18 protein-coding genes are annotated in these 13,113 nt (G+C 45.4%); 13 read left to right on the top strand and 5 right to left on the bottom strand.

Annotated elements, in window-relative coordinates; translation table 11 throughout:
• Positions 1–5 precede the first annotated feature (5 nt).
• The 4 genes from ACTQ50_RS03225 to ACTQ50_RS03210 form a co-directional block, all read right to left on the bottom strand.
• Positions 6–617 carry a stage V sporulation protein AA gene (locus tag ACTQ50_RS03225; protein WP_441482935.1) on the bottom strand — a complete coding sequence of 204 codons (612 nt, stop codon included), beginning with the start codon at positions 615–617 and terminating at the stop codon, positions 6–8.
• Between the two features lie 241 nt (positions 618–858).
• Complete coding sequence (gene spoVAE / locus ACTQ50_RS03220; protein ID WP_294673587.1) at positions 859–1,215, bottom strand: stage V sporulation protein AE; 357 nt, start codon at positions 1,213–1,215, stop codon at positions 859–861.
• A gap of 12 nt (positions 1,216–1,227) precedes the next feature.
• Positions 1,228–2,307, bottom strand: a complete 1,080-nt coding sequence (locus ACTQ50_RS03215) for a stage V sporulation protein AD (protein ID WP_441482934.1) — start codon at positions 2,305–2,307, stop codon at positions 1,228–1,230.
• The gene (locus tag ACTQ50_RS03210; RefSeq protein ID WP_441483038.1) at positions 2,304–2,762 is read right to left on the bottom strand and encodes a SpoVA/SpoVAEb family sporulation membrane protein; all 459 of its coding nucleotides are present in this window, start codon (positions 2,760–2,762) and stop codon (positions 2,304–2,306) included. Before ACTQ50_RS03210 ends, ACTQ50_RS03215 begins: the two co-directional genes overlap by 4 nt.
• Positions 2,763–3,074: 312 nt before the next feature.
• On the opposite strand from ACTQ50_RS03210, the gene ACTQ50_RS03205 reads away from it, so the two are divergent.
• Positions 3,075–4,079: a helix-turn-helix domain-containing protein gene (locus ACTQ50_RS03205; protein ID WP_441482933.1), complete on the top strand. Its 1,005-nt coding sequence runs from the start codon at positions 3,075–3,077 to the stop codon at positions 4,077–4,079.
• A gap of 6 nt (positions 4,080–4,085) precedes the next feature.
• Here ACTQ50_RS03205 and ACTQ50_RS03200 read toward each other — a convergent pair whose 3' ends face one another.
• The gene (locus ACTQ50_RS03200; protein WP_441482932.1) at positions 4,086–4,505 is read right to left on the bottom strand and encodes a stage V sporulation protein AB; all 420 of its coding nucleotides are present in this window, start codon (positions 4,503–4,505) and stop codon (positions 4,086–4,088) included.
• A gap of 195 nt (positions 4,506–4,700) precedes the next feature.
• Here ACTQ50_RS03200 and murB point away from each other — a divergent pair, with 195 nt between their 5' ends.
• The 12 genes from murB (at position 4,701) to rplV (ending at position 13,102) form a co-directional block, all read left to right on the top strand.
• Positions 4,701–5,612: a UDP-N-acetylmuramate dehydrogenase gene (gene murB, locus ACTQ50_RS03195; RefSeq protein ID WP_441482931.1), complete on the top strand. Its 912-nt coding sequence runs from the start codon at positions 4,701–4,703 to the stop codon at positions 5,610–5,612.
• A 90-nt stretch (positions 5,613–5,702) separates the two neighbouring features.
• On the top strand, positions 5,703–6,581 hold the full coding sequence (rapZ, locus tag ACTQ50_RS03190; protein WP_441482930.1) for an RNase adapter RapZ: 879 nt from the start codon (positions 5,703–5,705) through the stop codon (positions 6,579–6,581).
• An 18-nt stretch (positions 6,582–6,599) separates the two neighbouring features.
• Positions 6,600–7,559 carry a DNA-binding protein WhiA gene (whiA, locus tag ACTQ50_RS03185; protein ID WP_441482929.1) on the top strand — a complete coding sequence of 320 codons (960 nt, stop codon included), beginning with the start codon at positions 6,600–6,602 and terminating at the stop codon, positions 7,557–7,559.
• Positions 7,556–7,810: an HPr family phosphocarrier protein gene (locus ACTQ50_RS03180; protein WP_118581220.1), complete on the top strand. Its 255-nt coding sequence runs from the start codon at positions 7,556–7,558 to the stop codon at positions 7,808–7,810. Before whiA ends, ACTQ50_RS03180 begins: the two co-directional genes overlap by 4 nt.
• Positions 7,811–7,841: 31 nt before the next feature.
• On the top strand, positions 7,842–8,912 hold the full coding sequence (locus tag ACTQ50_RS03175; protein WP_441482928.1) for a hypothetical protein: 1,071 nt from the start codon (positions 7,842–7,844) through the stop codon (positions 8,910–8,912).
• A gap of 530 nt (positions 8,913–9,442) precedes the next feature.
• Entirely contained in the window at positions 9,443–9,760 is a 318-nt protein-coding gene (gene rpsJ / locus ACTQ50_RS03170) for a 30S ribosomal protein S10 (protein WP_441482927.1), read from the top strand.
• Between the two features lie 80 nt (positions 9,761–9,840).
• Complete coding sequence (rplC, locus tag ACTQ50_RS03165; RefSeq protein ID WP_117852520.1) at positions 9,841–10,473, top strand: 50S ribosomal protein L3; 633 nt, start codon at positions 9,841–9,843, stop codon at positions 10,471–10,473.
• Between the two features lie 21 nt (positions 10,474–10,494).
• A complete protein-coding gene (rplD, locus tag ACTQ50_RS03160; RefSeq protein WP_441482926.1) occupies positions 10,495–11,115 on the top strand; it encodes a 50S ribosomal protein L4 in 621 nt (206 codons plus the stop codon).
• The gene (rplW, locus tag ACTQ50_RS03155) at positions 11,115–11,414 is read left to right on the top strand and encodes a 50S ribosomal protein L23 (protein WP_117852524.1); all 300 of its coding nucleotides are present in this window, start codon (positions 11,115–11,117) and stop codon (positions 11,412–11,414) included. Before rplD ends, rplW begins: the two co-directional genes overlap by 1 nt.
• 58 nt (positions 11,415–11,472) lie before the next feature.
• Positions 11,473–12,318, top strand: a complete 846-nt coding sequence (rplB, locus tag ACTQ50_RS03150) for a 50S ribosomal protein L2 (RefSeq protein WP_226820861.1) — start codon at positions 11,473–11,475, stop codon at positions 12,316–12,318.
• A gap of 15 nt (positions 12,319–12,333) precedes the next feature.
• Entirely contained in the window at positions 12,334–12,615 is a 282-nt protein-coding gene (gene rpsS / locus ACTQ50_RS03145; protein ID WP_015526921.1) for a 30S ribosomal protein S19, read from the top strand.
• A gap of 97 nt (positions 12,616–12,712) precedes the next feature.
• Complete coding sequence (rplV, locus tag ACTQ50_RS03140; RefSeq protein WP_117852663.1) at positions 12,713–13,102, top strand: 50S ribosomal protein L22; 390 nt, start codon at positions 12,713–12,715, stop codon at positions 13,100–13,102.
• Positions 13,103–13,113: the final 11 nt, after the last annotated feature.

The following is a 13,113-nucleotide window of genomic DNA, read 5'->3' as shown; positions in this document are numbered from 1 at the left end:
AATGGTTACTCCTTTTTTCGTGAATTGTCTTCTATGATGGTAGTATTTACATCATCTTCATATAGACGCATCTGTACCTGCATAGGCGTAGGATCGTCGGTGAGCTTTATTCTTCCAAAATGATTGAAGAAGAACAGGACGCCAAGACCGATGCCGATGGAGTAGGAGATTTCCAGGGCGGTATTGCCGGTTGTGGGCTGGCCGGTGACCTGGGTGTAGATCTGCTCGAAAAGGGCTGGGATGTCTACGTCGTTGTTAAAGGTCATAATGGAAAAGCCTGCGCCGAAAAAGGTGGCGAGGCAGACGAAGATGACTTTACACCATCTTATAACAAGATTGACAGTTCCTTCTTTCTGGTAGGTGATGATGAAATTTGGTTCTCCCATGTGAGTAATATCCAGGTCTGGCTCTTTGGGCTGGATATCGTTTATGAGATCCATAACAGAAATTACATACCGGCCTGGCTTGTCCGGGTCCAGGTTTGCTACGGGGAGGACGCGCAGACGGCTTAAAATTTTGGAATTGGTGCAGGACAGTTTGGCAATGTCCTGGAGATAGACGTGGGGGTGATGCACCTCCACGTTTTCTTCAGTTTGAATGTATAGTGTGTCGCTCATAGATTTCACTCCGTTTAGTATATGGTTTCCCGGACGCGATTTTGCAATGTATATTCACCGCAGGTCATCGCAACATTCCGATGAGCTAGCTGGTAACTACGACTAAGCCGCTCGGGAGAGCCCTCTCGGCTAAGTCTTCGTAACCATCGGATCTCGTCTCCATTAAAACCGCTCCTGAAATGACCTGCTACATGAATATACATTGTAAAATCACTGGTTACTGGTAAGGAAAAGTACATTGTTATTCTTTCATTTTTGGCTTAAATACCCAGCTTGCCAGATAAGAAAAAATCAGTGCAGCAGCAACTCCGGCTGCGCAGGCGGTGAAGCCTCCGGTAAAGAGACCGATAAAACCGTCTTTGTCAATGGCTTCTTTTAATCCTTTCCACAGGGTGTTTCCAAAACCGAGCAATGGAACGGAAGCTCCGGCTCCGGCGAAATCGATCAGGGGCTGGTAGATGCCAAGGGCGCCTAGGATAGAGCCAGTGCATACCAGAAGCACCATGACGCGGCCGGGCATTAGTTTGGTTTTATCGAGTAAAATCTGGACAAGGGCACAGATCAGGCCGCCTACCCAGAATGCGTTGAAGTAATCCATGGAATGACCTCCTTATCTCTGGCAGTGCTCCAACACCACCGCATGTGCAATTCCTGGAATGGAATCACCTTCATTAAAGCTTGTCTTAGAAAGCAATGCTCCTGTAGGTACAAAGAGCACCCGTTTCCAGGTTCCCCTGGCCAGCTCTGGCAGAATATAGGCTGCCAGTACAGAAGCGCTGCATCCGCATCCGCTTCCTCCGGAGTGGGTGTCCTGTGTTTCTCCATCGAAGATCAAAAGTCCACAGTCCTGATAAACGGACTCTATATCATATCCTTGTTCTTTTAACAGATCCAGTAGGATCCGTTTCCCTACAGCACCCAGGTCACCGGTAAAAATAGCGTCATAGTCTTCTGGTGTCCGGTCAAAGTCACAAAAATTCTGGTAAATGGTATCGCAGGCTGCTGGTGCCATACATCCGCCCATGTTTAAAGAATCCTTAAGCCCAAAATCAACCAGCTTTCCAGTGGTAAGTCCCGTTATTTGGACACCGCCTTTTTCGGTTGCGAGAGGTTCTGTCTTACCCGGGATTTCCGCCGCGGGCATAGCACCGGAAAGAACACAGGCCCCGCTCCCGGTAACCGTCCAGGTGGCAGAGAGTGGCCGCTGGTTCCCGTAAGCCAGAGGAAAACGGAATTCTTTTTCCGCACTGGCAAAATGGCTGGAAGTGGCGCAGAGAATATGTTCTCCGTATCCGGCTGCAATGGACATGGCGCCAAGGGAAAGGGATTCTCCCATAGTGGAGCAGGCCCCGAAAAGTCCGTAAAAGGGGATTCCCATTCCTGCAATTCCAAAGGATGAGGCGGTGGTCTGGGCCAAAAGGTCACCGGCAAAGGTCATACGGATGTCACCGGGGGTGAGCCCTGCTTTTCCAAGGGCTAATGTGGCAGCTTCCTTTTGCATGGTGCTTTCTGCAGCTTCCCAGGTATCTTCCCCAAACATAGGCTCTTCACAGACCAGATCAAATTTGTCACCAAGAGGTCCTTCCCCTTCCTTTTTTCCAACGACAGATGCGCAGCTTGCAATGTAAACCGGATTTTGAAAGCTCATGCTGGCAGAGCCGGTCAGTCTGGCTGGTGTCTGTGAATTCATGAAATCACCTCCATTATTTTCAGAAGATAGTAGATCACCCCGGCAGCCCAGGAACTCATGATCCCGTAGAGGATAACAGGGCCTGCAATGGTAAAAATTTTGCAGCCGATTCCAAAGACCTGCCCTTCTGCTTTATATTCGATGGCTGGTGCGGCTACGGAATTGGCAAAGCCGGTGATGGGAACCAGGCTGCCGGCCCCGCCGAATTTTCCAATTTTGGGATAAAGATTGAATCCAGTAAGAATCACACTGATGAAAACCAGGGTAACAGAACACCAGGTTCCGGCCATATCCTGGTCTAAGCCTCTGGATTTTGCAAAATTTGTTATAATCTGCCCGAGAACACAGATCAGACCGCCAGTGACAAATGCCTTTGCCATATTCATGGGAAGGCTATGTGTGGGAGTGATCTGTTTTACATAATCGGCGTATTGCTTCTGCTTTTCTTTTTGCATGGAATTGTTCATAAATGCCTCCTGCTGCGATGAGAAACGGATGTGTTGGAGGGATTCCGTTTCCGAAATATCTTATGGAATGTTGTTTGTTTATCCCTATTATGTGAAAAAACATGTAAAATATACTTTATTTTTAGCTGGATTTATAATATTATGATAGTATTGTTATAGTTATTGCTAAAAGCCGGGCGAGAATCTGCCGTCAGTACAATAACTGGTTCGGTTAATGTTCACAGGAAATGCTTCCCATGTTGTCTGGGAGACCGTGAACAGCAACTACTTTGAATATAAACGAAAGAAGAGAGGTGCTTTATGGGAAACTATTTTATAGGAAAAGGAGTACAGCTTCTCACAGAGGAATCTGAGAATAAGATCAGAATCCGGAAACTGGAGCTGCTTCAGCCGGAATTTGGACATATGCCATGTATGAGTGGTGATGTATTTACTTTTTTATTGGCAGAAGAGGGAGAAATGCAGGGCCAGGTAAATCAGGAAAAGGTGGACCTGGAAGCTGGTGAGGCGCTGTTTATCAATGCTGGCCAGTCTTATCGCCTGGTTAGAAGTGAGAATGAAAGTTGTAGTTTTTATATCATTGAGGTGGCTGGAGAATATCTTGCTGCTGGAGATGAAAGCCTTAAGAGCAAGTATATTGCTCCAGTTGCAGAAGCAGAGGCTTTTTCTTATTGCAGATTTATGCCGTCAGCAGAGGAAGATACAGACGAGGATATTCTTTTGCAGGCACTTCTGGCTGCTGCGCAGACCGCTGAGGGCAGAGATATGGCTTACGAGCTGGATATGAAGAGCTGGCTTTTTACAGCATGGGGAAGCCTTTACAAAAAATTTGTGCAGCTGGCACCGGAGTGCAAGAATGCGGTGATCCGCGAGCGGGCGAAGCTGAACCGTATGACTGGTTATCTCACCGAACACTGCAATGAGAAAATGACGCTTGCGGCTATGGCAGAAGCCTGCCAGGTGAGCACCGGTGATTTCTGCCGCTTCTTTAAGAAGCACATGGAGATGACTCCGTTTGAATATCTTCAGAAATGCAGAATCTGGAACAGCATGGACGCAGTCCTGGAAAAAACAGCCTCCATGGGAAATATTGCAGTGGAAAACGGTTTTGCAGGGGCAAGCTATTTTTCTGAAACCTTCCGCAAAGAGATGGGATGCTCTCCGGCAGATTATCGGAAATGGTATCGCGGATTGTCAGAAGAATGCCCGGTAGCCTGGACGGAAAGTAAGGAAGAAAGTGCTCAGACCGCAAAGAATGCAAAAAAAGGAAAGTCTGGCAAACATGTTCCTTCCTATTTATTATAAGAGATATTACGGGAACCACCGCTTATAAAAATAATACAGGGAACCTAAGGTTTTTCCCAGTGCGACAGCGATCACAACCCAGCGGATCCCATTGGCCAGTTTGATCCTTCTGGAAAAGATAGGGAAAACATCTGCCATCTCAGCCAGAGCCATGATCCATCCTCCAAGGAAGATCCCGGAGAAAAGCCCGTAGAGGATCAGGGCGAAGGTGCCTCCTGGAATATGCCAGTTATAGAGAAAGAACAGATTACCGCATACAATGCCAAGAAGCGTAATATCTTCATATAATAAGATATGTTTTCCAGTGTGGGTGACGCCTGCATATCTTGGCACTATGGAAAGACCAATGAGCAGACCGACTACACCGCCTGCGATAATGATTCCGGAGCAGAAACCGATGACGGACAGGAAAATTTGCTGCAGCATGAATATGGACTCCTTTCGATTAGAAATGCGTGTTTTGTCTCGCTTTAGTATGGAAAGAATCTTGAAAAATATGCGTTTTTCCTGTACATTTGTGTGGTTAAATAGTATAATAAAACGATGCGGCAATGGACAGAATAGGATTGCCGCATGGTTGTGAAAGAAAGTTTAATATAGAAAGATTGAGGATGTAAATCTGTGAATGTAAATATAAAACAGCGCTTTCAGGAAATCCTGGGGACTGACCGGGTTCTGGAAACTGAGCCGATGAGCAAGCATACTACATTCCGAATCGGTGGACCAGCTGACTTATTTGTAGCACCAGAGAATACAGATGAGATAAAGAAACTTATAGCTATTTGCAAAGAGGAAGAAGTACCTTATTTCATTCTTGGAAATGGAAGCAATCTGCTTGTAAGCGATAAAGGTTATCGTGGTGTTATCATACAGCTGTACCGAAGCTTTGGACAGATCACGCTTAAGGAAAATGAAATTCATGCCCAGGCGGGAGCACTTTTATCCGGGATCGCGGCCATGGCAAGGGAAGCTTCCCTGACAGGCTTTGAATTTGCCGGAGGAATTCCCGGAACCTTAGGCGGCGCGGTGGTAATGAATGCAGGCGCTTATGGCGGTGAGATGAAGGATGTTCTGAAAGAAGTGACAGTTCTGACTCCGGAAGGCGAGATTGTTACCTTGCAGGCAGGGGAACTCCAAATGGGATACCGCACCAGTATTATAAAGGAAGCTGGTTATATCGTTCTGGAAGCTGTGATTTCCTTAAAGAAAGGCGACCAGGATGAGATTAAAAGCCGTATGCAGGAGCTGGCAGGCATGAGAAGCAGCAAGCAGCCCCTTTCCTACCCAAGTGCAGGAAGTACGTTTAAAAGACCGGAAGGCTATTTTGCAGGCAAGCTGATCATGGACAGCGGGCTTCGTGGCTATCAGGTTGGCGGCGCCCAGGTTTCAGAGAAACATTGTGGCTTTGTGATCAATACGGGAAATGCCACGGCGAAGGATGTTACCACATTGATGGCTGACGTTCAGAGGATCGTGATGGAGAAATTCGGCGTGAAGCTTGAGCCTGAGGTAAAGTTTTTAGGAGACTTTTAGAGGCATATAGGGGATGCCGCTGGTAGGCGGCATGTCCGTTTTAGACACAAAAGAGGCAGGTGCGTTCATCTGCCAAGCAGGAGATAAGTTATGCGATTTGTAATAGTTACAGGTGTTTCCGGCGCAGGCAAGTCCACTGTGCTGAAAATGCTGGAGGATGCCCATTATTTTTGCGTGGACAATCTTCCGATTCCATTGGTGGAGAAATTTGCTTCCCTGATGCTGGAGGTACACGAAGAGGGAGTCCAGAATGCAGCTCTTGGGATTGATGCCAGAAGCGGACGATCTCTGGAGGAACTGGCCAAGGTTCTGGATCATATGAAAGAAGCCGGCTATGATTTTGAAATCCTGTTTATGGATGCAGAAGATTCGGTACTGGTGAAACGATATAAAGAGACCAGACGAAGCCACCCGTTGGCAAACAACGGAAGAGTGGATGATGGAATCCGTCTGGAACGTGAGAAGATGGATTTTCTCCGCAAAAGAGCAGATTACATTATTGATACCAGTCATCTTCTCACAAGAGAACTCCGGCAGGAGATTGAGAAGATCTTTGTGAATGATGAGAAATTCTGTAATATGATGGTTACAGTGTTGTCCTTTGGATTTAAATATGGAATCCCGGCAGATGCCGATCTGGTATTTGACGTGCGTTTTCTTCCCAATCCATATTATGAGGATGAACTGCGGCCGCTTACCGGTATGGATGAAAGCGTGTTTAATTATGTAATGGATAATGAAACAGCCAGGATCTTTGCCAATAAGCTGGAGGATATGATCCAGTTTCTCATTCCAAAATACGCCCAGGAGGGCAAAACAAGCCTGGTGATCGCCATTGGATGTACTGGTGGAAAACACCGTTCTGTTACCATTGCCCGGGAATTATACAGCCGCATCGCCAGAAACGGCGAATATGGATTCCGGCTGGAGCACAGAGATGTGGATAAAGATCGCCTATTGAAAAAATAAAAAAGAGGAGATCGTGGAATGTCTTTTTCAGGGATGGTGAAAGAAGAGCTTTCCAGGCACATTGGCTCCGGCAGGCATTGCAGGATTGCGGAACTGGCTGCAATCTTTACCTTCTGCGGCAGCCTGGAGAATGGAACGGATGGGAAAAAATCCCTGCGTATCCAGACAGAAAATGAGGCACTTTCAAGAAAAGGCTTTACATTATTGCAAAAAACATTTAATATAGAGACAGATGTATCAAATTCCCGGATTGACTGTTTCAGGAGGGGGAATCTTTCCTGTATTTCTATTACCGATGAGAAGCTTATCAGAGAAATACTGGATTCTGCCAAGCTGGAATTTTCGGGGATCAGCGGAGGAATGCCGCTTGTATCCAATTCCATTGTATATCAGAGGGATTGCTGCAAAAGGGCGTTTGTACGCGGCGCTTTTCTCTCGGCAGGATCCATCAGCGATCCACAGAAGGGCTATCATTTTGAGATTGTGTGCCCCAGTCAGGAGATTGGCGGGCAGCTGCAGGAGATCATCCGCAGCTTTCACATAGACGCCAAGATCGTGCTTCGCAAGAAGTCTTATGTGCTCTATGTGAAAGAAGGAGCACAGATTGTGGATATGCTGGCAATCATGGAAGCAAACGTTGCGCTTATGGATCTGGAGAATATCCGCATCGTGAAGGAAATGCGCAATACTGTGAACCGGAAGGTTAACTGTGAGACTGCAAATATAAATAAGACGGTAAATGCAGCAGTGAAGCAGATCGAGGACATCAGACTTCTTGAGGAAAAGGTGGGTCTGGAGAGTCTGAATGAAGGTCTGGAAGAGATTGCGAAATTGCGGCTGCAGTATCCGGAAGCAACACTTAAAGAATTAGGATTGATGTTGAACCCACAGGTTGGAAAGTCCGGAGTAAATCATCGGCTTCGAAAGCTAAGCCTGCTCGCGGATGACCTGAGGGAAAACAAGGAGGAGTTATTATGATTAAAAAGCCAATCACCATTCACCTGTCCACAGGACTTGAAGCCAGACCCGTTGCGCAGCTTGTACAGGTGGCAAGTCAGTTCAACAGTGAGATCTATGTAGAAGTAGGCAAGAAGAAAGTCAATGCCAAGAGTATCATGGGTATGATGACATTGGGACTGGATGCCGGTGAGGAGATTACACTTTCTGCTAATGGTGAAGATGAAGAAGCTGCAATGAGCAGTATTGAACAGTATCTGAGCAACCAGTAATGGCTGCCATAAAAAGTGAGGATGGTTACCAATGTCTAAATTTCTTAAATTTATAGTACATTTTGTTGTGATATGCACCATACTTTGTGTGATTGCATTAGCGGTACCTCCGTTCTTCGGAGTGACTACCGAAATCCGGGACGACTCCACAGTCAAGTCAAACCTGGCAATGGGATCTGTTACATATGCAATTCCGGTTAAAACCGAAGAAGCAGCTCTGGGTACACCGATCCTTGTAAACGATGAGAACGATGCAGTTTACCGTTACACACTTGCAAGTGCAGATGTTGCAAGCGGCACAGGAACTGCCATGGACCCGACTATTTCCCAGGGACAGCCTATCAATGTGGCAATCGGAAGCTACCTTCCGAAGATCGTAGTGACGATTCCATTTATCGGATATCTGATGGCTGCCACCAAGAGCATTGAAGGTCTGATCGTATTAGGACTTACCGTTCTTTTCCTGATCATCCTTTATGTGATCGCAGAGCTTTGGAAAAGAGATCCAGATGATTATGACGATGACTATCCGGAGGACACAGAGCCTGGATACGTAAAGAGCCGCAAAGAGCTTAAGAGAGAAGAAAAACGCAAAGAGCGTGAATACCGCGATGAAGAGCGCGAGATCAAAGCACAGGGCAAACGCAGCAAGAAAGAAAAGCGTAAGATCCGTACAGGCGGTTTTGTAGATGAGATCGATGAGGATGATTTCGACACAGAAGAAGAGGAACGTCCTGCAAAAACAGTACAGAGCGCAACAAGCGAAGCACATGAGCTTCTGAAGAAGGAAGTTGCTGCTGCTACAGCCCAGAACCGTAAGCCAGCTAAGAAGTCTGCCAAGCCAGCTGCACAGACAAAGAAAGCTGCTCCGAAGAAGAAAGCAGCTCCGGAGATCGAAGAAGAGGATGATGAGCCAGTAGAGATCAAGAAGCTTGCAATCCCCAGATATTCACCGGCACAGCTTGCAGCCAAGGCAAAGAAAGAAGGAGACGCTCCTGATATTGTGAAGGATGAGATCACGAAGGTTACCTTATTTGATTATTCCGATATCTTTGCTGATGACGAAGACGACGATGAAGATTACTACGATGATGAAGATTGATTCATTATAATAAGAAGGAAGAGATGCCAGATGGTGTCTCTTCTTTTTTTCGCAGACAACGGGCTGAAGTACGTGCTTGCACGAGAACTTGACGATAATAAACTACCCGCTATGCGGGTGCAGGTCCATTGAGGCCTGTCTTTTAAAGTTATATACACTATATAATAGGAAGAAACAGGAAATTTCATAAATAATCAGCCTAAAATTGTATTAAAATTAGTACAAAAAAATATCTACATTTTTTGAAAAAAACACTTGCAATTTGTAAAAACATTGTGTATACTAATATCTGTTGTGACATGATAGCGATGAAGCGTGAGGTTGCCGCCAAGTAAGGCGGGTTTTCCGTGGAGCGAATGTCAAGTTAGGAAACTGACGACAAGTCACTGTACAAGTTCAATAGCCATCTAGGGATGGGACGTGTGAGAGGAAAGTTCGAAGCAGGAAGTTGTTTTAGGACACACACGGAGATGTGTACAGTCGCCGCTTGTCGTACTGATAGTGAGTACGAATAGGAGGAGACTTTTTTTATGGCAAATCAGGTAATGAGAATCACATTAAAAGCTTACGATCATCAGTTAGTAGATGCATCTGCTGCAAAGATCATCGACACTGTTAAGAAGAATGGTGCAACAGTTAGCGGACCGGTTCCGCTTCCAACTAAGAAGGAAGTTGTTACAATCTTAAGAGCTGTTCACAAATATAAAGATTCCAGAGAGCAGTTCGAGCAGAGAACACATAAGAGACTGATTGATATCATTGCTCCAACCCAGAAGACAGTTGATGCACTGTCCAGACTGGAAATGCCTGCTGGTGTTCATATCGACATCAAGATGAAGGTAAAATAATTAATTTTGTAAATGCATAAGCATTTAGCTATTTATTATATGATTACCCGAAAGGGCAATCCGCTATAGGAGGAAGAAAGATGAAGAAAGCTATTTTAGCTACCAAAGTCGGAATGACTCAGATCTTCAACGAAGATGGAATGTTAATTCCGGTAACCGTTTTACAGGCTGGTCCATGTGTCGTAACTCAGGTTAAAACAGATGAGAACGACGGATACACAGCAGTTCAGGTTGGCTTCGGCGACATCAGAGAGAAACTGGTGAACAAACCGGAAACAGGCCACTTTGCAAAAGCAGGCGTTGCAGTTAAGAGATTCGTTAAAGAATTCCGTTTCGAGAACGCTGCTGAATATGAAGTAGGACAGGAAATTAAAGCTGATATCTTCGCAGCTGGCGATCACATCGATGCAACAGCTGTTTCTAAAGGTAAAGGCTTCCAGGGCGCAATCAAGAGACATGGACAGTCCAGAGGACCTATGGCTCACGGTTCCAAATATCATCGTCATGCAGGTTCCAATGGTGCTTGTTCTGATCCGAGCAAGGTATTCAAAGGAAAACACATGCCAGGTCATATGGGAAGCGAGCAGGTTACTGTTCAGAATCTTGAGATCGTACGCGTAGATACAGAGAATAACTTACTGTTAGTTAAAGGTGCTGTTCCAGGACCTAAGAAATCCTTGGTTACAATCAAAGAGACAGTAAAGTCCTTATAATAAGAAAGGAGGAGCACACAAATGGCAAACGTAACTGTTTATAATATGGAAGGCAATGAAGTTGGAACAATGGAGCTGAACGATGCAGTATTCGGCGTTGAAGTCAATGAGCATCTTGTTCACCTTGCTGTTGTTCGTCAGCTTGCAAATAAACGCCAGGGTACTCAGAAAGCGAAAACTCGCTCTGAAGTAAGCGGTGGCGGAAGAAAACCTTGGAGACAGAAAGGAACCGGTCATGCTAGACAGGGATCCATCCGCGCTGCACAGTGGACAGGCGGCGGAATGATTTTCGCACCAACTCCAAGAGATTATGAAGTAAAAATGAACAAGAAAGAAAGAAGAGCAGCTCTTAAATCCGCTCTGACTTCCAAAGTTCAGGACAATAAATTCGTAGTTGTTGATAGCCTTGCAATCGCTGAAGCTAAGACAAAAGAAATGCAGAAGGTTCTTACAAACCTGAAAGCAGAGAAAGCTCTTATCGTAACAGCACAGGAAGACAAGAACGTAATCCTTTCTGCAAGAAATATCGAGAACGTACAGACTGTAGCTGCTAACGGCATCAATGTATATGATGTTATGAGCCACGGTACTGTAGTAGTAACTAAAGACGCTGTAGCATCCATCGAGGAGGTATACGCATAATGGCAGATATTAAATATTACGACGTGATCAAAAGACCAGTGATCACTGAAAAATCCATGGCTGCTATGGGTGAGAAGAAATATACTTTCCTTGTTCATCCGGAAGCAAACAAAGCTCAGATCAAAGAAGCTGTTGAGAAAATGTTCGATGGAACAAAAGTTAAGAGCGTAAATACCATGAACCTTGATGGTAAGAAAAAACGCCGTGGAATGGTAGTTGGAAAAACTGCTAAATCCAAAAAAGCTATCGTAGCCCTTACAGAGGACAGCAAAGACATCGAGATCTTCGAAGGCCTTTAATTGATAGCAATTTATACGCACTCAAAAGCGTGAGAACAAATTTGAAAGGAGAAAAGAAATGGGAATCAAAAGTTATAACCCATATACCCCGTCTAGAAGACATATGACTGGTTCCGACTTCTCTGAGATCACAAAAGTAACTCCAGAGAAATCCCTCACCGTGTCTTTAAAGAAAAACGCTGGACGTAACAACCAGGGTAAGATCACTGTAAGACATCAGGGAGGCGGAAGCCGTAGAAAATATAGAATCATCGACTTCAAGAGAAGAAAAGATGGAATCCCTGCAGTAGTTAAATCTATTGAGTACGATCCAAACAGAACAGCAAATATCGCTCTTATCTGCTACGCAGATGGCGAGAAAGCATACATTCTTGCTCCGGAAGGACTTAAAGTTGGACAGAAAGTTATGAACGGACCGGAAGCTGAAATTCGTGTAGGTAACTGCTTACCGTTAGAGCTTATCCCGGTTGGTACTATGATTCATAACATCGAGCTTCACCCAGGAAAGGGCGGCCAGATGGTTCGTTCCGCTGGTAACGGCGCTCAGCTTATGGCAAAAGAAGGCAAATACGCTACCCTTCGTCTCCCATCTGGTGAGATGAGAATGGTTCCGATCATCTGTCGTGCAACAGTTGGTATCATCGGAAACGGTGATCACAACCTGATCAACATCGGTAAAGCTGGTCGTAAGCGTCACATGGGTATCAGACCTACAGTTCGCGGTTCCGTTATGAACCCGAATGACCATCCACATGGTGGTGGAGAGGGCCGCGCTCCGGTTGGACGTCCAGGTCCGTGTACACCTTGGGGCAAACCTGCTCTTGGTCTGAAGACCAGAAAGAAAAACAAAGCGTCCAACAAGCTCATCGTAAGAAGACGCGATGGAAAAGCTTTAAGCAAATAATAAGGAGGATTAAGAATGTCTCGTTCACTGAAAAAAGGACCTTTTGCAGATCAGAGCTTACTTAAAAAAGTAGATGCATTAAACGCTGCAAATGATAAATCCGTAATCAAAACTTGGTCACGCCGTTCCACAATCTTCCCGTCTTTTGTTGGACATACAATCGCTGTCCATGACGGAAGAAAACATGTGCCGGTATATATTACTGAGGATATGGTTGGTCACAAACTTGGTGAGTTTGTTGCTACCAGAACCTACAGAGGACACGGAAAAGACGAAAAGAAATCCGGTGTTCGCTAGTTAGAACTTTTCACCAGGCTGCCTGAACCGCTGAAGCGGAACAGGTAACCGCGGTGTTTTCCTGAATATTGAATATGACGAAAGGAGGCACTTTAAAATGGCAAAAGGACATAGAAGCCAGATTAAGAGAGCCAGAAATGAGAATAATAGAGAGACAAGACCGTCTGCAAAATTATCTTATGCAAGAATTTCTGTTCAGAAAGCCTGCTACGTTTTAGATGCAATCCGTGGCAAAGATGTGCAGACAGCACTTGGTATCCTGACATACAACCCAAGATACGCTTCCAGCGTAATCAAAAAGTTACTGGAATCAGCTATTGCTAACGCTGAGAACAATAACGGAATGAACGCAGACAATCTCGTCGTTGCAGCCTGCTATGCAAATAAAGGACCTACAATGAAGAGAATCCAGCCAAGAGCACAGGGTAGAGCTTACAGAATCGAGAAGAGAACAAGCCATATCACCATCGTGCTGGATGAGAAATAAGGAGGATAGAC

It is taken from the genome of Blautia sp. Sow4_E7 (assembly GCF_052116245.1).
Taxonomy (GTDB): Bacteria; Bacillota; Clostridia; order Lachnospirales; family Lachnospiraceae; genus Blautia_A.
This window is presented reverse-complemented; position numbering and strand designations above follow the sequence as displayed.